Source organism: Sphaerothrix gracilis Ecp01 (assembly GCF_030405905.1).
In the GTDB taxonomy this organism is placed as follows: Bacteria; Cyanobacteriota; Cyanobacteriia; order Phormidesmidales; family Phormidesmidaceae; genus Sphaerothrix; species Sphaerothrix gracilis.
The window spans coordinates 35,396-52,413 of record NZ_JASATW010000002.1 but is presented as its reverse complement, the minus strand read 5'-3'; the positions used below and the strand labels follow the sequence as shown (position 1 = coordinate 52,413).

Below are 17,018 nucleotides of genomic sequence, written 5' to 3'. Positions count from 1 at the left end.
TACAGAGTTTATAGAATCTGCTCTAGGAATTAGCGCTTTCTTAACAGCCCTGTTAACGCCAGTTGTACCGCAGTTCGAGTTTCAGGTGGGACTGTGGATGGTCTTTTCGCTGGCGCTGCTGTTTTTGCTGAAGCGACTCGTGCCGCAAAAGACCCCCCGCATTCTGATGGACTCTACTGAAGCCCGCACCCTAACTTCGATTGCCCCCGGCCAGCCGGGAAGAGTGTTATATGAAGGCAACTCCTGGCAGGCCCGCTGTGAAGACAATCGGCTGGCGATCGCCGCCGATCAGCCCGTTTTAGTCGTGGGTCGCAACGGCAATACGCTGCTGGTTCTACCTGAAAGTGAACTGCATTAATTAGGAATTTAAACTATGAATCCGTTTACGTTTTTGATTGTTTTAATTTTTGGCGGCTCTATTGCCGCCAGCTCTGTCAAAATTGTCAACCAAAGCGACGAAGCCTTGGTAGAAACCCTGGGTAAATACAACGGTAAAAAGCTGTCCCCTGGCCTCAACTTTTTAGTGCCATTTGTAGACAAAATTGTCTACAAGCAGACGATTCGAGAACGGGTTTTAGACGTGCCGCCGCAGCAGTGCATCACCCGCGACAACGTTTCAATCAGCGTTGACGCCGTCGTCTACTGGCGCATTGTCGATATCGAAAAGGCTTACTACAAGGTCGAGAGCCTGCAATCGGCCATGGTCAATCTGGTACTGACCCAGATTCGGGCGGAGATGGGCAAGCTGGAACTGGACGAAACCTTCACCGCCCGCTCTGAAATCAACGAGCTGCTGCTGCGAGAACTGGATATTTCTACCGACCCTTGGGGGGTGAAGGTGACACGAGTAGAGCTACGCGACATTGTCCCCTCTAAGGCAGTGCAGGATTCAATGGAGCTGCAAATGGCAGCAGAGCGACGCAAACGGGCCTCGGTGCTCACCTCTGAAGGGGAACGGGAAGCTGCCGTCAACTCCGCTAGGGGACGGGCCGAAGCGGACGTTCTGGCGGCAGAAGCGCGGCAAAAAGCGGCAATTCTAGATGCCGAAGCCGATCAAAAGGCGATTGTGCTGCGGGCACAGGCGTTTCGGCAAGAACAGGTATTGAAAGCTCAGGCAACTTCAGAGGCAATGCAGGTCGTGGCCCGCACCCTCAAAGCCGATCCTACGGCCCGCGATGCGCTGCAGTTCTTGCTGGCGATGAACTACATTGAAACCACTGAAGAAATTGGCACCAGCGGCAGCAGCAAGGTGATGTTTATGGATCCGCGCAGCATTCCAGCAACGCTGGAGGGCATGCGATCGATTGTGGGGAATGTGGATGGAGTGGTGAACAACCAGACGGAATCATAGTCTTGGGGGGCGGCTTATCAGCCGTCCCCGATGCAAACCGCCCCCAGGTTAGCCCAGGAGAATTTGAGAGGGATCCATTATCCAAAATTCTTCTGATTCTTCGGTGAAAGCAATTGGCAATACAGTCTCCAAATTTTCGGGGGGATTTGGCACAATATAATACGTTGTCATTTCACCAAAATTGGGACAGGCATTGGCGGCGACAATGCCGGCCTCAACGGCTCGCTTCACCTCAGACAGCGGCCCCCGTATTGACACAAACTGACGACCACTATCAGCCTGCTCCTGTTTTACCAGCGTGACGCGACCCGCTTTTACCATCGCATCTGCCGCCGCTAAAACTGCCGGGAACGTCTGGGTTTCAACGACCCCCACTGCAATCGGCATGTTCAATTAACTCCTAAGCTTCTAGCCCTTAACTATACCTTGATTGCGCTGGGTTCAGCGATCGCCGCAATAATTCGTTCGCAGCCTGATTCTGGTCTGGCCCAGTCACAGCGACAGTCCTTTGGATCGCCCCAGCAGAGACTCAGATATAGCTCGCTGCGGGTAGCGTCAATTTCGGCCCATTCGGTCGAGTCAATCAGCGATTCTACATGGTCCAGCGTTGTCGGCTGCGGCGGACGCCCCGCTAACCACAGCCGCATAGTACCGATAGACTGACGCCAAAAAGCAATCACAGCGGCCTTAGCCTCGATTAAGGTGCGCTTGTCCTGAGCGATCGCCGTTAGCTGCGGGTGCAGTTCGGGGAAGCGAATCGACTGCCCGTTAAAGCGGCAGGTATGCCAGACCAAACCGGAAACATCGTGTTCGCGCTGATATTCATGTACCTGCGCTCTAAAATCTTGAATCGCAAAAACCTTGCTGAGCTTTTCAGAGCCTAGTGCTTTGGCAACAACTGAGTTATTGAGGCGATCGCTTGAAGACAGCAGCACTCGTTCGCCTCTCCAGGCTGCTCGGAGTTCCTGATCCAGAATTTCCAGCAGTTGCTCAGTTGTATAGCTCATCAAGTCTTCCAGGTGAGCAAGGTGCCTTTATTCTATCAGGGTCGCCGGCGATAGGGGGCGATCGCGTGAGCAGTTAGTATTGACAAAGCCCGCTGCAGGCAATAAGAACTCTAACCTACGATCAATATCGGCCTAAACTATCCATTAGCAACTGATAAAATCCGGCGGCATCCACCGTTTGCATCACCGTGGCATTGGCCGACTGCATCACCCCCGGCAAAAAATCGACGACGCTGCGACCTAAATTAAGCTCACCTTGGGTTTCAATCGCCACTCTCGCCGCCTGCCCCACAAACAGATCGGGCTTTAGTAAATAAGCGATGACACAGGGATCGTGTAGCGGTGCCCCCGGCAGGCCATGTTTCACCGCATCAGCCACACCATAATAAGCCAGCAGATCGGCAGCGGCCTGACTCACAGGAGAACCAATCGCCCGCATTTTCCCCAAGCGTTCCGGCGTGGTTAAGACCTGATGAGTTACGTCCAGACTCAGCAGCGTTAGCTTAGCGCCTGACTCGAATACCACTTTGGCAGCGTGAGGATCGACATAAAAGTTGAATTCGGCTGAGGGGGTGACGTTTCCCCGCGCGATCGCCCCACCCATAATCACAATTTCCTCAATGTTTTGCCCAATGGCGGGCTGCTGAATCAGGGCGATCGCGATATTGGTCAGCGGCCCCAGCGCGGCGATGGTAATGGGCTGCTGCGCCTGGGTTAACTGCTCAATCAAAAAGCTGACGGCGTGCTGCGATCGCAGCGGCATCGTTGGCTCTGGCAGCTCAGCCCCCTCTAGCCCACTACTGCCATGCACGTGCTCCGCCGTCACCAGAGTTCGCATCATCGGTCGGGGACAACCAGCATAAACGCCAATCTCGGTTCGTCCTGCGAGCTGGCAAATTTTACGGGCGTTTTTCTCAGTCAGCACCAGCGGCACGTTGCCAGCAACGGCGGTGATACCGAGCAGATTTAGCTCAGGAGCGGCGAGGGTAAGCAGAAGGGCGATCGCATCATCCACACCGGGATCGCAGTCGATGATTAGAGGTAGAGGAGGCATGAGAAAGAAGGCGAAATTTTGATCGAAAATAGCATTAGAGGAATTATCAGTATCGATGACGTTTTTGATTGCTATGGCGTTGAACGCCGATGGTCATTAGTCCTAACCCATTATCCAGCGCGGCGACCGCAAAGATGCGATCGCTATTCTAATTACAGCTTGGGTAGAAGTGGGCGAGCTATTGCTGACGCCGAAGCGAAAGCTATCAGATAATTCACCATTGTTGCCCAACCGACTCAATAGCATCAGCTGTTTCGACCAATGCCTCTTGTCCTCCCAAAGCAAGGATGGTGCTAGTAAGCAGTGGCATGATCTCCAAAATCGCTTCACGGCTATGACAGGAGAGAGCCGATAGAACCTTACACCATTCCTCGTAGTCAAAGCTGAGCGTATTGGCATAGGGGAGCAAAGAAAATACAGCAATCGCTCTATAGAAATCAGCTTTAATAGCAAGACTAAGCTTAAAAACGTCTTCAAAAACTGTTGATGGGATTTTTGATGCAACATATTGAATAGCCTTAGATTTCTGCTCATCAGATTGAAGCTTTTCAAGTGCATCAATCACTTCTGACCATTTTTCAGGCTGTTTAAGCGCTCTACCGCACAGGATCAGAATGAAATAGTACTCTTTAGAAATCCCGTTTAATAGGCAAAAGAAGGATTCTTCAGTATTTGAAAAAATAACTGAATCATTCTCTATATAAGCGCTGAGTGCGAGTACACGTTCTGATTCATCTTGAATACTCTCGGCAACATTTATTGCCGTCAAAGCATGAAACTTTGGCATTTTGTCAGCCAATAAATACAAGGAAATAGCCTGATCAGACTCAAACCACAATCGTTGTATTGCATTAAGAGTAATTGGCCAAAGTTTGGGAATTTCAGGAGCTAATTCTTCTAGAACCCATACTTGGTAGATAGCACCCTGAATTTCTTGAACAGTTTTCAAAACCTCTGGCCAAATGTCAGGTATTTCTATAATTAAAAATTTGAAGGCTAGAGCTCTAGAATAGACATCCCGAATATCCCGTGTAGCTGCTAATGCCTGTGGCCATAGAGAAGGGTTATGAGAGGCCCATGCGCTTAAAGCCACAGCGCGATCATACGGTCGCTTAACTCTATTGATTAAATCCACGATTTTTGATTGAAGCTCTTCAGCCTCAGAAGAAAAGCGACTGATAGCTTTGATTTGCAAACCTTGATCCTTAATTATCTTTGTAGCTTCGAGTGCTTCTTGCCAGAGCTCTGGCTCACGTTTCGTCAATACGCCTAAAATCAGAGCCTTGTGGAAACTAGATTGAAACGAACGAGCAATCCCAATAACTTCACTTAACAAGCTTTTCGGAACATAGAGTATGAGATCGTTCAATATCTCAACTTGCGCTTGTTCATGTTTAATATCTTTAACAAGTTCAAGTACCTCGTGCCAAAGGTCAATGAATATTGGCGCTAATGCAACTAATGCTTCTGCTCGATGACAAATGTCATTAATCCCTTCAGCCCTTTTTAAACTTTCCTGGTATTTACGGCTAAGAGCTTTTTGAGTTTGCTTTCTTCGATTTAATATCGTTTTAATAACTGCTCCTATCGCAATAGATGAAGCATAAACGTCTTTGATATCTTCAGCGATTACCAGAACTTGTTCTAAATAAGAATTCGGGATATCAAAAATTATTTTTTTGATTGCCCATGCTCGTTGAATTTCTCTTCGAATAGACTGTAATGATTTAAGTGCGCTGTTCCATAGGCTGGGTTCTTGAGTGGCTAAGCGCCCCCAAGCACACGTTTTGAAATAGGGATCTGAGAAAGCCTCAGCTATCTCGCGGGCAAACGGTTTGAGACGAGGCATGCGAGTGGAAAGATAAATCATTGCCATTGACTGATAATCTTTATCTTGAATCCCCTTGCTGATTTTCAATGCTTCTTCTAACAGTCTCTCTGGCAGATGAAGAATGACTTCTTCAAGGCTTTTCCATCTATGCCAGGGAATTGTGAGCTGCTGAATGTGGGTCAGTCCTTGAGCCGGTGACCATCTACCCGTTTCTACCAATGCACCAATCAGCTCAGGAGGAAAGTTGAATGCCAAACTGTTTAATGAGGCTTTGATTAGGGCATAGCGGCACTGCAGAGCAATTGCCCTAGCGGGCTGTTTGTCAAATAGTCCATTTGCTAACCGCCAAGCTCTAGCCACATCAGCCACAAAAATCGCTGTCTGACCAAGACTGACACAGGCTTGATACCAACCATTTCTGCCATCCGGCATGGTTTCTTGGAGCAGCGCGTGAATTTGGTCGAACTGCTCAGCCTGCTCCAAATGCCAGGTCAAGTTAGTGTGAATGTAGCCATCATCAGGAAGAGTATGCCACTGCTCCAGTTCGGTTTTCTGTCGATACCGCGCAATGACATTTCTGTGAGCCTTGACCTTGGTCAATCCTAATCCCGGTAATTCATCCACGCTTTGAGGATTTGGAGGCGCAATCAAGAGTTTTTGTGCCAAATCGTGCATTAAGTCATGCATACGATAGGTCTGTGGTTGAGCAGCTCGCTGAATCAGTGCTTTGACACTCAAACGATGCAACACCTGCTCAGCTAATGCTTGAGATGTTTGCCACAACGTCATTGCCATCGTAGATGTAAGGCTAACGTCCTCTGGCGTAACGCCCAACCAGGCAAAGTGTGTGAGTAATTCAGGCTCACAGTGGAGCAGGCGTTTCAGGCTCAAATTAAAACATGCAATTAGGCTGTATTTCCGTCTTCTATGATCGAGGGAAGTTTCCTGTGAAACATCGCAAAAGTCAGTTGGACTGCAAAGATCAAAGGCTTCTAATCTGGCAACTTCCGTGTCAAATGCGGCAAACAGTGTGTGCCAGGTCATACCTTCTTCAATGTGCGAAACTGCTAGTTCTAAAGCAAGTGGTAAATAGCCTACCCGCTTTGCGAAAGCATATGCTTGCTCCTTCTCGTCGTCGCTTAACGATGCCTTCATTAGCTTTTTCGTGATCAGGTCAAGTGCCTGATTGGGGCTCATCACATCTAGAGAATATCGACGTGCTTGTGGAATTCGTGCTTCGCGCGTCGTAATCAGGACACAACAATCCGAGCTACCAACCCGAAAAGCCTCAGCATGTTCTGCATGCCAGACATCATCCACTACTAACAACATCTTCTTATCGGTCAGTAACCGTCTAAGATACGTCGTCGTGTCGAGTGGGTCTTTGGGTTGATACTTGTGATCGCCAAGTGCCCTAACCCAACTGCCCAGAAGCGGAAGAATTTTAGGTTGCTGGCCCAGCGTAATCCAAAGTACGCCATCGGAAAATCGATTTGTAATATCTCGATCATTCGCGATCGCCATTGCCAAAACTGACTTACCAATCCCTCCCAAGCCATAGATAGCGCTCATTACCAGAGTTCCAGGCTGGTTAGGCGTCTCTAGCAGTATTTGTTTGATGGCATTTTGATGTTCTGGTCTTTCTACGAAGTAGTACGGCAATGGCGGAACTTGAAAAGATAGACTTTTTGGTCGCTCAAATGGTTCGGAAACAACCGCCTGGCTCTCGAACTCAGAATGGTCTGGTAGACCATAATCAGCGGCTTCAAGCTCTAAATTAAATGCCTCGAACAAGTTCCTTATCGAGGTTGTATCCGCTGGCTTGATGCGATTGCGGATTTTCTTGATTGTCTTGATGCAGAGACTCCTGCCTGATTTGCGTTCAGTGCGTTCCTTCAGTTCTATTTGGGTGAAGCGTTGACCAAATTTTTCAGCGGCTTGAGCTGATGAGATTGCTGCCTCCAATCTGGTAAGACCATGATTTGTCAGGGTCACACCGCGATCTCGTTTATCCGCACACTTTGACTCTGGCAAGCTATTTTGAAGCTTACAATCAGATGAATTGAGAACTAACTTAAAGCCCTCAAAGACTCTCTGTAGAGAAGATTTCCAAACTGATCCAGTACGTCGCCGAATTTTGCGAAGGGTTGTCGTGCTTGTTCCTGCCTGTTGTGCTAGCTCAACTTGAGTAAACTTTTTAGCCTCATTAGATCTCTGTACTGCTGCGATCGTCGCCTCTAATCGATCAAGACCACGATTCGTGAGTACCACAAGTTGACGATGACTCATGGGACTTGCTGGGGGCAGATGACAACTCAGGAAAAAGCGGAAAGTTAAAGGAAACTTTCCCAACTTGCATCGATAGTATTCGATCCTTCTGATTAATGCCTGCGTGCTGAAACGTTTATTAGGAATAGCTTTCAGCGAACTGGAACAAAGTTTCCGCCAACTTTCAATAATTCTGCCCAACATTCCTTGAGAAGACAATGGGCTTCCCAGCAAACTAAGCCCATTCGTCTACTTAGCCAAACATCATGAGCTTAGACTTTTTCCAAAACACCGATCTCTTCCCCTTCGAAGGACGCGGCACCGTCGAGCGCACGGTAAAACCCTTCTATCCCGGTCGGGTGCGTTTTCAGGCGACCTACTGGCCCGCTCGTCTTTGGGATACCCAGTCTGCCGACAGCTTACAACCCGGTGCTCCTGTACAAATTGTCGGTCGCGAAGGACTCACCCTGCTGATTAAATCCCTGAGGCAAACAGGATGAAACAACAACGCTCTCGCCGCTGGCTGCTAGAACTGACAGCTAAAGTGCTGAAATATTTCCTGCTGAGTCTAGCAGGCTTGACGATCGCTCATATTGCCGCGATCGCCCTAGAGTTCACCCCTATCGCCAACCTGATTGTTACGTTCCTGGAACAATTGCTGACACGAGGTTCAGTGCTGATGGGCTGTCTGGTGGCGATCGCCGCCATCGTTGAATCGCTGCGCCATTAGCACCTGCAAACAATCCCGGTAGAGTTTAGCCGGTCAATCGATGATTTTAGATTTTCAATCGCTCAAAGCACAGCCGTCTGTGCAATTGCCGTCGGCATCAAAGGCCAGGGTTCTGCCGCTGAGGGGCAGATACACAGGGGTTTCAGTGGCCGCCACAAAAGTTGCGGTCTTGGTGTTGGGTAGGAGTGCCCCATCGCGAGTCGCGGCTTCGTTAGCGTGAGAGGGAATCACTGCCTGCGGCTTAATTAGCTCATCAACTACATAGGCTGCTTCGGTTGGCCCGGTCGTGTAGGTATCGCCAATATTCATCACCACCAGCTCAGCCCCATACTGGTCAGCCACCACCGTTTCCTGCTCGGCCGTGACCCCCGTATCGCCGGATAGGTAAACCACTAGACCGTTAGAGAAGGTGATGACGTATCCGGTGGGCGGCCCCACATAGGCGCTCAGTCCGGCAGCGCTGAGGCTTTCCCCCAGTTCGCCTTCAATAAACTCTCCGCTGAGACCGTTGGAATGGACAGCAGGTACCGTCGTGAAGCTAACACCCTCAACATTCTGCCCTGCCCCAAAGCGAACTAGCTGCACTGATTCAGGGTCGCCTCCCAGTCCAGCGACTTTATTCGACAGAAAACTCGCCATCTCGCTGCCGACGATGATGCTGGCGGCTTTACCAACGGCAATCTCCACGCTGTTGGAGTTGGGAATGGTGCTGATGTCGGTTTGGGGTGAGGCGCAGGTACCCTGATTGACCGCTTCAATCCGGCGATCGCCCAAATGATCGCCATGCACGTGGCTAACCAGTACCACATCAATATCGCCTAGTCGCGGATCGTCTGCGCCCGCCACCGTTCTGCCAGCATCATAGAGAATGCGCAGCCCGTTGGGATCTTCCAGCACAATCGCTCGATCTAAGGCACAAAATTCTCCTGTATGGCTACCCAGGGGCGTTATTTTGACCTCGGCAGTTGTCGCTACGGCTGCGCACGAACTCAACAGTGCAGCAACAGCCAGCGGAGCAATCCGGTTAAGTAACGACATCATTGAAATTTCTCTTGGATAGCACGTTTATCACCATAACAACTTTACTGCGGCACTTGCGACTGCTTTCCCAACCGCTAGGCCAAAGCGGGCATCAGAGTCAAACTCGACCAAAACATCGACATCGCTGGTGTCGGTTTGCTCACCCCATACGAAGGAGCCAAAAATACCGAGTTCCCGCACCTGGTATTTTTGCTGCACTTCAGGAAGGTGCTGCCGTAGGATGGATTGGACATCAGCTAAGGTTTTCATGAGTCGAGATTTTCGGTTTGCTGAAGTTGTTCGATGCAATCTTTGAAGGGTTTCAGATCCTGCTGAATGACATTCCACACGATGCGGGTATTGATGCTGAAATAGGCATGGGCAATGATGTCTCTCATGCCAGCGATCGCCTTCCAGTCAATTTGCGGATGCTGGCTACGAAGTGAGTCAGGAACTTGTTTGGTGGCTTCTCCGATGATTTGCAGGTTATGGACGATCGCATCCAGGGTGCGTTCGTCTTGTATTAAATCTTCGTAGCTGAGTCCAGCAGTGTAGCGTTGAATCTTGCCGATACTGGTCAAAATATCGGTGAGATAGAGGCTGAGGTTACGCGACATGAACCGCCTCCTGGATAACCGTGTCCCGGATCTGTGGTTTGATGTCGGTTTTGATGACTAAATCGACGTTTTTCCCAAACAGCTCTTCGAGAAAAAATTTCAGATCCATGTAAAGGCTCAGAGTAGGGTCGGCGTCGAACTCCACTAGAAAATCTAAATCGCTCTGGGGGGTGGCTTCGTTGCGGGCGGTGGAGCCAAAGAGGGCGAGGGTTTTGATTTTGAACTGAGCGAACAGGTCAGGCTGTGCCCGCAAGGTCTGGAGGACGGTGGCGGCGGTGAGAGGGGTGTCGTGAGTTTTGCTGACCATGACATTAACCTCAGACTTTTATTTTTCCGGTTACAGTATTAGCGATAGTTACTTGCTTGAACTCCATGAGAGAATCTATTTCTCTTTGAGTTGCTGATATTAACGATTCCTCTAACTCGCCTATTGAACTCTGAGAGATAAACAGGTGTTTTGAAGAGATGCTCAAAATATTTCGGCACCATCTCCGAATCCTGAAGCCTAAAAACTGAATAATCAGGACTGACTAAACCATCGCACGGTGCAGTAGCAAAAACGCTTAAATATGCTTTTAGCCTATTAAGAAAAGGATTGCCCTGCTTGCAAGGTCTCGCACCTTCATATGATTCTGATTGGAGTGTTTTATCCTCAAAATCATTACTTGGAACAAGACCCCGCTTTTGGCTCATGCACAAATGAGTTTCCTTGCCATCCAAAGAGCGATCGTTCTGCTCTCGGAATAGAAAGCGGTTTCGTGCTACTTTCCAATGAGCAGGAACCTCGCCTAGATCTGGAATAACACTATCTGTATAAAACTCATGATGCTTTGGAAAAGTCAGCATTACTCAACTTTTCCCCAATAGTTCAGAGCTGTCATCTCTTTCGCCATTATTATCGCTACCGTTAATAGTGAATAAAATTTCGCTGTATATTGTTGAAACTCCCCGCTATTCGTTAATACAGTGGCCCTCACGAGGCAAACTCATAAACAGGTACCTGGATGAAATGATCAGGAGACTGCTGCGAATCTAAGATCAAGGCATGTAGCTGTTCCACCGTTTCGGGCATAAACAACTGTTTTCCCGTCTCTAGGTTCACGCGGGCAGGCACATTCTCTACCAGCACCAACGAGCCCTCTAGCTCCAAGGTGTAAGTAACCCGTTGTTTCACTAAGTTTTCCGGCCAGTCGGAATTTGTCATTGCGTTATCTCTGTTGGAACTCAGCTCGCCAACTTAAAATCAGCCAAAATCGGCAACTCACACAACGGCTTATCGGCAAAGCGCTTTGAGAAAAATAAAATCTCTAGATTCTCCATCGCATTCGACTCTGGATTAAACCGGGCAATAATCTCATCTCCAATTTCCTCTGACTCCTGCTCCGCATAGGGAGGGCAGAGGTCGATATACAGAATGTCCCCAGTGCGGTCATAGCAAAACGTCAAGTTTTTGTCCATATCACCGTTCCTTCCGATAGACTTCTCGCAGTATTCGGTCAACGGCTTCATCTTACTGACCATATCCATCAAGAACAGCAGTTGCCCATCGGACGATTGCAGCGTTGCCCCAACCGTCTCGATATTGCCCTTAAAATCCGTCAGTTCTACCTGAAACCGCGGATCGAGAATGTCCTTTCCATCCAGGATGAACTTCTGCTCAGACTTGTAAGACTTGCCATAGGGCGGATTGGAGAGCATGAAGTCAAACTTCATCCCGGCAAATTCATCCATCGACAGCGTAGAGCCAAACTTGATGTTCTCCGGGTTGTTGCCCTTAATCATCATGTCCGACTTACAGATGGCGTAGGTTTCCCTGTTCACCTCTTTGCCGTACAGATACACTGCCGACTTTGCCGCGATTGGGCCATCCTCATCGGCAATGAAATCCTGAGACTCCGTAAGCATTCCCCCTGACCCACAAGCCCCGCCATACACCGTCAGCACCGGGGGCAACGCATCCTTCACCGGGATAAACAACACATGGGTCATCTTGCAGAGGCATAGCAGCAATAGCAATAGAAATGACCTGTCCCACCTGCGGCTTCCACGACATCTCCAAGAACGATACGACACTAAGGGGTAAGCAAAACTACAAGTGCCGAGACTGTGGACGTTAATTCGTCAGTAGATCTAATTAAAAACCCCTGAAACCTTTTGGCCTCAAGGGTTTTTAAGAGTTGAAGCTGGTGACAAGACTCGAACTTGCGACCGGCTGATTACAAATCAGCTGCTCTACCAACTGAGCTACACCAGCTTGTCCAGTTACCCAGTTTAGCAAACTTGGGGCCTAAACTTTGCGATTTTCCATCGCCCAACGCGCCAGTTCGGTGCGGTTGTGGAGGCCGGTTTTACCCAGCATGTTGCTGACGTGGCTTTCAATCGTGCGCTGACTCACCTTCAGCTCATCAGCAATTTGGCGATTCGCCATACCGCGCGAGACAAACTGCACCACCTTCAGCTCGGTTGGGGTCAGCTCAACATCGAAAGGTACCTGCATGGTGGGTGCACTGTCCCCGCCGGGGCCTTGCCGCTGAGCTAGGCGAGCTGCCTGTTTGAGGGAAGACTCTACCTGAGCCACCAGTTCTTCTGGCTCAAAAGGTTTCACCATGTAAACATCTGCGCCCGTATTTAGCCCCTTGACCCGATCTTGGCTCTGCCCCTTGGCAGAAAGGAAAAGAATGGGAATCCAGCTGGTCTGCTGATTTTCGCGCACGTGCTGCACAAAGGCATAACCATCCATCTCCGGCATCATGACATCGCAGATAATCATGTCAGGCGTCTGATCTTCCAGCAGGTCTAAGGCTTCCCGGCCATTATCGGCAGTCACGACCTGAAAGCCTCGAAACTCCAGGTAGTCTTTGACCAGCAAGATCAAGTTAGGGTCATCGTCAATGAGCAATAACTGCTTTTGGTCTCCAGAGCTAGCGTCCTTCATGCGATTTACGGTGTTGATGAGGTTGACTGACATCTTTCAAGGTGAATGTTTAGGGAGTCGAAGCGCTATTTGACCGGGTCAATGTGCGTCTTGTTTCCAAATCGAGATACACGGTTGCCTGAATTCAAATTAGTTGCTATGGACTAGTTATTCCCAGAATTACCTAGATTTTAGACATTCTGATCATTTAAAAAACATTCAAGTCAGCAATTCTGGCTAAGTACAACTGCTGAAGCAGCTACGGCATGTTAGTCAATGCTTTATGTAGCAGGCGATTTAAGTAGTTTCCGCTTCCTTTTGAGCAGGGATTTCTTCACCATCAGTTTGGGTCGGGGCAGGCGTTGAAAGAGACAGAGAAAGGCGATCGCCACCCAACGGCTGCGCGACAAAGGCATAGTCCTGCACCACCTGATTGCGCAAAAGGTGCTCTTGAATAATCCGCTCTATCACTTCTGGGGTGACGCTGTGGTACCAGACGCCATCGGGATAAACCACCATAATCGGACCCTGCTGGCAAACGCGCAAACAGTTGGCCTTAGTGCGAAAGATGCAGGCAGGACGTTCCTTTAGCGGAACGTCAAGCTTGAGGGCTTTGAGTCGCTGCTTGAGATAGTTCCAGGATTCCAAGCTAGCGGCCTTGTCACAGCATTTAGGAACGGTCTGATCGGCGCAGAGAAAAAGGTGCCGCTGAATCTGCTCAAGCCCCAGGGACTGAGCGGTAGCGGCTAGAGAGGTATCAATCGTAGGGCTGTCACTCACAATAAAGCTCGACGGTACTGAGTTGGCAGTTCTAGCAGATCCCAGGCTAGGCCAAAAGCGACGGTCTGTATCCATCAGGAAGATTAACTTCAGATGGGCAGGCTTTGTCTATCCTGTAAGTCCTTGCTAAGAGGCACTAGGCGCATCACCCGTGACACCGGGACTTGAGCCTGTCTGCGCGGCCTCTGGTTCAGACTTGACCCGGCGAATTGGCAGACTTGCAATTAAGGCTGTGACTCGCTGATCATTTTCTAAAGAAAACTCTAAGCCATCCGCATCAATTTCGACATAGCGAGACACCACTTCGATGATTTCCTGCCGCATTTTCTCAACCATTTCAGGACTGAGATCGGCCCGGTCATGGGCCAAAACAAACTGTAGGCGGCGTTTCACCTCAGAGCGGCTACTTTCGGAGTAAGTCTTGGGAAACAGACGTTCTAGAAGTTCGCTGAGGATGGACATTGCCGACTACAGAAATCTAGTTAAGGGACACAGATATCAAAGGCGATCGCAGGCACTAGCCGCGAAATAAACGGCGAAGCCGAGAAAACAGGTCGTCGTGGGGAGCGCTGAGGTCGAGGAAAGGTACCTTGTCTCCCCGTAACCGCTGAGCAATGTTAGCAAATGCCAGACCAGCTAGGGACAGCTTTTCCTCTAAAACCAGCGGTTCTCCCCGGTTAGTTGAGACAATCACGCGCTCATCGTCAGGAATGACCCCCAACAGCGGAATTGCCAAGATGTCCTGCACGTCCTGGACTGACATCATCATATCGGCCTGCACCATCGCTGGCTTGAGGCGGTTGACAATTAAATGCAGTCGCTTAATGTCGTTGGCTTCTAGCAGACCAATGACCCGGTCAGCATCGCGAACCGCTGAGATCTCCGGCGTGGTGACAATAATGGCTTCTTCAGCCGAGGCGATCGCGTTTCTAAAACCCATTTCAATCCCAGCGGGACTGTCAATCAAAATGTAGTCATAGTGGGGCTTGAGCGCATCCACCAAAATCTTCATTTGCTCTGGAGTAATCGCCTCTTTGGAACGATTCTGAGCCGCTGGCAGCAGCGCGAGCTTGGGCTGACGCTTGTCTTTGACTAAAGCCTGATCAAGGCGGCACTGCTTGCCTAAAACATCGATCGCCGTGTAGACAATCCGATTTTCTAAGCCCAAAAGCAAATCTAAATTACGCAGGCCAAAATCGGCGTCAATCACCACTACCCGGCGATCGCACTTAGCCAGCGCCATGCCCAGGTTAGCCGTACAGGTGGTTTTGCCTACGCCGCCTTTGCCAGAGGTTACAACGATAATGCGCGTCATATAAACTATCGCGATGAGAATTCAACAGTTTCCAAGTAGACTCCCATTAACGGGATAAGTCGCCCAGGTAGTTCCGAGCAAAGTCAGCCGCGATCGCGATATGAATCCCGCTCGCTCCAATATAGGCTACTTCCGGCTGATAGCGAATAGGGGTTTTTGAGGGCGGCAGCGCCACCTTATCGGCAATGCGGAGCTGAGTGGGTTCTAGGTGCAGCGCCATAATCCGGCACTGAGAATTCCCCCCTGCTCCCGCATGGGCGACGCCCCGCAGCCGTCCCCACACAAAAATGTCCCCGTCTGCGACCAGAATACTGCCGGGGTTGGTGTCCCCCAGCACTACAATCGTGCCTCGGTGCCGCACCTCCATGCCAGAGCGCACCGTATTCTGGAGGTAGAGCGGCTCATCTAGAGCCTGCCCTGTATCGGCAGCCGTCTGCGATAGGTGAGCTAAGCCAGCCTGCTGCTCTACCGAGTAGCCTGCAGTGGCCGTAGCCACCGCTGTTTGCCGCCGACTGGTGTAAACTCGCCTCAGGGAAAGCTGCTGCTCAGCCAAAGCTTCAGCGATCGCTTGGAGCTGGCGAGCATCAAGCAGCCGATCGCGGGCGACGAGATGTACCGCTGTCTGGGGCTGCCAAAAGCGATCGCCGCCGTTGAGCCGCTGCTTGATTTGCAGCCAGAGTTCCTCCCAGTCAGCAGGCTGAGAGGCATCTGTCTCCGGTGGCAACAGCAGCAATAGGCGTCCCCCTTCGCTTTTGAAGCGAACTTGAGGCAGGGCACCCGCCTCCTCGCACTCTGGAGCCAGTTGGGTAATCGGCGTGGGTGAAACGTCTGAAGTCATGCGATCGCAGTTAGCAAAAAGTCATCCCCTACAGAACACACATATTAGACCAGATCGTTCCGACCACCGCTAGATCTTTAACTGTTTTGGCAGTTATGGCTGACTGGACTCCGCTTCATGCTCGTCTACATCAAATCCTGCGATCGCGGCGGCTGCTCCCGGCCCGGCGTCCACTGCTGATTGCAGTTTCAGGCGGGCAAGACTCCCTTTGCCTGCTGCGGTTGCTGCTAGATTTACAGCCCAAGTGGGGCTGGCGGCTCACGGCGGCTCACTGTGACCACCGCTGGGAGGTAGATGTGGGCAATGCTGAATTTGTCGCGGCGGTGGCCGAGCGCTGGCAGGTGCCACTGGTGGTAGAACGGGCGACAACGGTACCTCAAGGAGAAAACGGAGCGCGGCAGTGGCGCTACCAGAGCCTCACTGCGATCGCCCAGGCCCGGCAGTGCGCCTCCGTCGTCACCGGGCATACGGCTAGCGATCGGGCCGAAACAGTGTTGTACAATCTGGTGCGCGGCAGCGGCCTAGACGGGCTGCAGAGTCTAACCTGGCAGCGATCACTAGCGCCTGAGATTGACCTGGTGCGACCGCTGCTAGGCATGACACGCTCAGAGACGGGGCAGTTTTGCCAGCGGCAGCAGATTGCCGTTTGGGCTGACGCTAGCAATATAGATTTGGCCTACGCCCGCAGCCGGATGCGGCTAGAAGTGCTGCCTTACCTACAACGGCACTTTAATCCTCGCGTCGAGCAGACGCTGGCTCAGACGGCAGAAATCTTAGCGGCGGAAACAGATTACCTAGATGCGATGACGCAGGAAATCTATCAAAAAGCGATCGCGGCAGTTTCCCAGCCGCCCAGCTGGCGGATTCATCGGCCGACGCTGCAGCAGAGTCATCTGGCTCTGCAGCGGCGAGCCATTCGCAAACTACTGCAACAGGTCATGCCCAGTCAGCCAAATTTTTGGCACGTTGAGAAGCTAGTGAAGCTGATAGATGCCCCCAACCGCAGTCAAAGCGATTCCCTGCCAGGCGGATTTCATGGGCGGGTAGAGGCTGACTGGATTGTTTTTGAGAGACCTTGATAAAGCTCAGACCTTTTAACTAGCGCCGCAGCGCTACAAAATTTAAACTCGAAGCAGAATCACAGCCCCTCTTGCTGAAATTGGGCACGATACCAATACCCAGGAACCCGTTTTACCAGGTCACTTAACTGTTCAACCACTGACCCTTAGCCTTAAATCGAGAGCAGGAATTTACTTGTTTTTGTTATCTCTTACTGCCCCCCTGCGTCATAGA

At 50.6% G+C, this 17,018-nt stretch carries 21 protein-coding genes, 1 tRNA gene and 2 pseudogenes; 6 read left to right on the top strand and 18 right to left on the bottom strand.

The window, feature by feature from the left end; genetic code table 11:
- Both QJQ48_RS02055 and QJQ48_RS02050 read left to right on the top strand, forming a co-directional pair.
- Positions 1–358, top strand: a 358-nt coding sequence (locus tag QJQ48_RS02055) for an NfeD family protein (RefSeq protein ID WP_346289521.1), incomplete at its 5' end; no start/stop codon positions are given.
- A 15-nt stretch (positions 359–373) separates the two neighbouring features.
- Entirely contained in the window at positions 374–1,351 is a 978-nt protein-coding gene (locus QJQ48_RS02050; protein ID WP_346289520.1) for an SPFH domain-containing protein, read from the top strand.
- A 48-nt stretch (positions 1,352–1,399) separates the two neighbouring features.
- Here the strand turns inward: QJQ48_RS02050 and QJQ48_RS02045 are convergent, their stop codons facing one another.
- From QJQ48_RS02045 to QJQ48_RS02030, 4 genes are all read right to left on the bottom strand, one after another.
- Positions 1,400–1,738, bottom strand: a complete 339-nt coding sequence (locus QJQ48_RS02045; protein ID WP_346289519.1) for a carbon dioxide-concentrating mechanism protein CcmK — start codon at positions 1,736–1,738, stop codon at positions 1,400–1,402.
- Between the two features lie 32 nt (positions 1,739–1,770).
- Entirely contained in the window at positions 1,771–2,358 is a 588-nt protein-coding gene (locus QJQ48_RS02040; RefSeq protein ID WP_346289518.1) for a hypothetical protein, read from the bottom strand.
- Positions 2,359–2,479: 121 nt separating this feature from the next.
- A complete protein-coding gene (locus QJQ48_RS02035) occupies positions 2,480–3,412 on the bottom strand; it encodes a nucleoside hydrolase (RefSeq protein WP_346289517.1) in 933 nt (310 codons plus the stop codon).
- Between the two features lie 214 nt (positions 3,413–3,626).
- Positions 3,627–7,532, bottom strand: a complete 3,906-nt coding sequence (locus QJQ48_RS02030) for an NB-ARC domain-containing protein (protein WP_346289516.1) — start codon at positions 7,530–7,532, stop codon at positions 3,627–3,629.
- A gap of 245 nt (positions 7,533–7,777) precedes the next feature.
- On the opposite strand from QJQ48_RS02030, the gene QJQ48_RS02025 reads away from it, so the two are divergent.
- Complete coding sequence (locus tag QJQ48_RS02025) at positions 7,778–8,011, top strand: NfeD family protein (protein ID WP_346289515.1); 234 nt, start codon at positions 7,778–7,780, stop codon at positions 8,009–8,011.
- A complete protein-coding gene (locus QJQ48_RS02020) occupies positions 8,008–8,241 on the top strand; it encodes a hypothetical protein (protein ID WP_346289514.1) in 234 nt (77 codons plus the stop codon). The genes QJQ48_RS02025 and QJQ48_RS02020 overlap by 4 nt, the downstream gene beginning before the upstream one ends.
- A 54-nt stretch (positions 8,242–8,295) precedes the next feature.
- Here the strand turns inward: QJQ48_RS02020 and QJQ48_RS02015 are convergent, their stop codons facing one another.
- From QJQ48_RS02015 to QJQ48_RS01980, 8 genes and pseudogenes are all read right to left on the bottom strand, one after another.
- Positions 8,296–9,282 carry an MBL fold metallo-hydrolase gene (locus QJQ48_RS02015; protein ID WP_346289513.1) on the bottom strand — a complete coding sequence of 329 codons (987 nt, stop codon included), beginning with the start codon at positions 9,280–9,282 and terminating at the stop codon, positions 8,296–8,298.
- A gap of 27 nt (positions 9,283–9,309) precedes the next feature.
- Positions 9,310–9,531 (bottom strand): nucleotidyltransferase family protein, encoded by a 222-nt coding sequence (locus QJQ48_RS02010; protein ID WP_346289512.1) that lies wholly within the window; start codon positions 9,529–9,531, stop codon positions 9,310–9,312.
- Entirely contained in the window at positions 9,528–9,878 is a 351-nt protein-coding gene (locus QJQ48_RS02005; protein ID WP_346289511.1) for a HepT-like ribonuclease domain-containing protein, read from the bottom strand. Before QJQ48_RS02005 ends, QJQ48_RS02010 begins: the two co-directional genes overlap by 4 nt.
- Positions 9,868–10,185, bottom strand: a complete 318-nt coding sequence (locus QJQ48_RS02000) for a nucleotidyltransferase family protein (protein ID WP_346289510.1) — start codon at positions 10,183–10,185, stop codon at positions 9,868–9,870. The genes QJQ48_RS02005 and QJQ48_RS02000 overlap by 11 nt, the downstream gene beginning before the upstream one ends.
- 38 nt (positions 10,186–10,223) lie before the next feature.
- Positions 10,224–10,724: a restriction endonuclease subunit S gene (locus QJQ48_RS01995; protein ID WP_346289509.1), complete on the bottom strand. Its 501-nt coding sequence runs from the start codon at positions 10,722–10,724 to the stop codon at positions 10,224–10,226.
- 127 nt (positions 10,725–10,851) lie between these two features.
- Complete coding sequence (locus tag QJQ48_RS01990; RefSeq protein WP_346289508.1) at positions 10,852–11,082, bottom strand: hypothetical protein; 231 nt, start codon at positions 11,080–11,082, stop codon at positions 10,852–10,854.
- 20 nt (positions 11,083–11,102) lie between these two features.
- Positions 11,103–11,336 (bottom strand): DUF2283 domain-containing protein, encoded by a 234-nt coding sequence (locus QJQ48_RS01985; protein WP_346289808.1) that lies wholly within the window; start codon positions 11,334–11,336, stop codon positions 11,103–11,105.
- 33 nt (positions 11,337–11,369) lie between these two features.
- Positions 11,370–11,867 (bottom strand): annotated as a pseudogene (locus QJQ48_RS01980) (HsdM family class I SAM-dependent methyltransferase); the annotation flags it as partial.
- A 32-nt stretch (positions 11,868–11,899) separates the two neighbouring features.
- Here QJQ48_RS01980 and QJQ48_RS01975 point away from each other — a divergent pair.
- Positions 11,900–11,992, top strand: a pseudogene (locus tag QJQ48_RS01975) (IS1/IS1595 family N-terminal zinc-binding domain-containing protein); the annotation flags it as partial.
- A gap of 67 nt (positions 11,993–12,059) precedes the next feature.
- Here the strand turns inward: QJQ48_RS01975 and QJQ48_RS01970 are convergent.
- The 6 genes from QJQ48_RS01970 to minC form a co-directional block, all read right to left on the bottom strand.
- A tRNA-Thr gene (locus QJQ48_RS01970) sits at positions 12,060–12,132 on the bottom strand.
- A 33-nt stretch (positions 12,133–12,165) separates the two neighbouring features.
- Complete coding sequence (locus QJQ48_RS01965; protein ID WP_346289807.1) at positions 12,166–12,813, bottom strand: response regulator transcription factor; 648 nt, start codon at positions 12,811–12,813, stop codon at positions 12,166–12,168.
- Positions 12,814–13,089: 276 nt separating this feature from the next.
- Positions 13,090–13,647, bottom strand: coding sequence for a (2Fe-2S) ferredoxin domain-containing protein (locus QJQ48_RS01960; RefSeq protein ID WP_346289507.1), 558 nt, complete (start codon positions 13,645–13,647; stop codon positions 13,090–13,092).
- Positions 13,648–13,698: 51 nt separating this feature from the next.
- Entirely contained in the window at positions 13,699–14,028 is a 330-nt protein-coding gene (gene minE, locus QJQ48_RS01955) for a cell division topological specificity factor MinE (protein ID WP_346289806.1), read from the bottom strand.
- A gap of 61 nt (positions 14,029–14,089) precedes the next feature.
- Positions 14,090–14,887 carry a septum site-determining protein MinD gene (gene minD / locus QJQ48_RS01950; RefSeq protein WP_346289506.1) on the bottom strand — a complete coding sequence of 266 codons (798 nt, stop codon included), beginning with the start codon at positions 14,885–14,887 and terminating at the stop codon, positions 14,090–14,092.
- A 46-nt stretch (positions 14,888–14,933) separates the two neighbouring features.
- Positions 14,934–15,725, bottom strand: coding sequence for a septum site-determining protein MinC (gene minC, locus QJQ48_RS01945; RefSeq protein WP_346289505.1), 792 nt, complete (start codon positions 15,723–15,725; stop codon positions 14,934–14,936).
- 95 nt (positions 15,726–15,820) lie between these two features.
- Between minC and tilS the strand changes: the two genes are divergently transcribed.
- Positions 15,821–16,804, top strand: coding sequence for a tRNA lysidine(34) synthetase TilS (gene tilS, locus QJQ48_RS01940; protein WP_346289504.1), 984 nt, complete (start codon positions 15,821–15,823; stop codon positions 16,802–16,804).
- Positions 16,805–17,018 lie beyond the last annotated feature (214 nt).

What these genes read in the sequence shown, in the direction of transcription:
- QJQ48_RS02050 (WP_346289520.1), top strand. Translation starts at nt 374, where the DNA reads ATGAATCCGTTTACGTTTTTGATTGTTTTAATTTTTGGCGGCTCTATT.
- QJQ48_RS02045 (WP_346289519.1), bottom strand. Translation starts at nt 1,738, where the DNA reads ATGCCGATTGCAGTGGGGGTCGTTGAAACCCAGACGTTCCCGGCAGTT.
- QJQ48_RS02040 (WP_346289518.1), bottom strand. Translation starts at nt 2,358, where the DNA reads ATGAGCTATACAACTGAGCAACTGCTGGAAATTCTGGATCAGGAACTC.
- QJQ48_RS02035 (WP_346289517.1), bottom strand. Translation starts at nt 3,412, where the DNA reads ATGCCTCCTCTACCTCTAATCATCGACTGCGATCCCGGTGTGGATGAT.
- QJQ48_RS02030 (WP_346289516.1), bottom strand. Translation starts at nt 7,532, where the DNA reads ATGAGTCATCGTCAACTTGTGGTACTCACGAATCGTGGTCTTGATCGA.
- QJQ48_RS02025 (WP_346289515.1), top strand. Translation starts at nt 7,778, where the DNA reads ATGAGCTTAGACTTTTTCCAAAACACCGATCTCTTCCCCTTCGAAGGA.
- QJQ48_RS02020 (WP_346289514.1), top strand. Translation starts at nt 8,008, where the DNA reads ATGAAACAACAACGCTCTCGCCGCTGGCTGCTAGAACTGACAGCTAAA.
- QJQ48_RS02015 (WP_346289513.1), bottom strand. Translation starts at nt 9,282, where the DNA reads ATGATGTCGTTACTTAACCGGATTGCTCCGCTGGCTGTTGCTGCACTG.
- QJQ48_RS02010 (WP_346289512.1), bottom strand. Translation starts at nt 9,531, where the DNA reads ATGAAAACCTTAGCTGATGTCCAATCCATCCTACGGCAGCACCTTCCT.
- QJQ48_RS02005 (WP_346289511.1), bottom strand. Translation starts at nt 9,878, where the DNA reads ATGTCGCGTAACCTCAGCCTCTATCTCACCGATATTTTGACCAGTATC.
- QJQ48_RS02000 (WP_346289510.1), bottom strand. Translation starts at nt 10,185, where the DNA reads ATGGTCAGCAAAACTCACGACACCCCTCTCACCGCCGCCACCGTCCTC.
- QJQ48_RS01995 (WP_346289509.1), bottom strand. Translation starts at nt 10,724, where the DNA reads ATGCTGACTTTTCCAAAGCATCATGAGTTTTATACAGATAGTGTTATT.
- QJQ48_RS01990 (WP_346289508.1), bottom strand. Translation starts at nt 11,082, where the DNA reads ATGACAAATTCCGACTGGCCGGAAAACTTAGTGAAACAACGGGTTACT.
- QJQ48_RS01985 (WP_346289808.1), bottom strand. Translation starts at nt 11,336, where the DNA reads ATGGACAAAAACTTGACGTTTTGCTATGACCGCACTGGGGACATTCTG.
- QJQ48_RS01965 (WP_346289807.1), bottom strand. Translation starts at nt 12,813, where the DNA reads ATGAAGGACGCTAGCTCTGGAGACCAAAAGCAGTTATTGCTCATTGAC.
- QJQ48_RS01960 (WP_346289507.1), bottom strand. Translation starts at nt 13,647, where the DNA reads ATGGATACAGACCGTCGCTTTTGGCCTAGCCTGGGATCTGCTAGAACT.
- minD (WP_346289506.1), bottom strand. Translation starts at nt 14,887, where the DNA reads ATGACGCGCATTATCGTTGTAACCTCTGGCAAAGGCGGCGTAGGCAAA.
- minC (WP_346289505.1), bottom strand. Translation starts at nt 15,725, where the DNA reads ATGACTTCAGACGTTTCACCCACGCCGATTACCCAACTGGCTCCAGAG.
- tilS (WP_346289504.1), top strand. Translation starts at nt 15,821, where the DNA reads ATGGCTGACTGGACTCCGCTTCATGCTCGTCTACATCAAATCCTGCGA.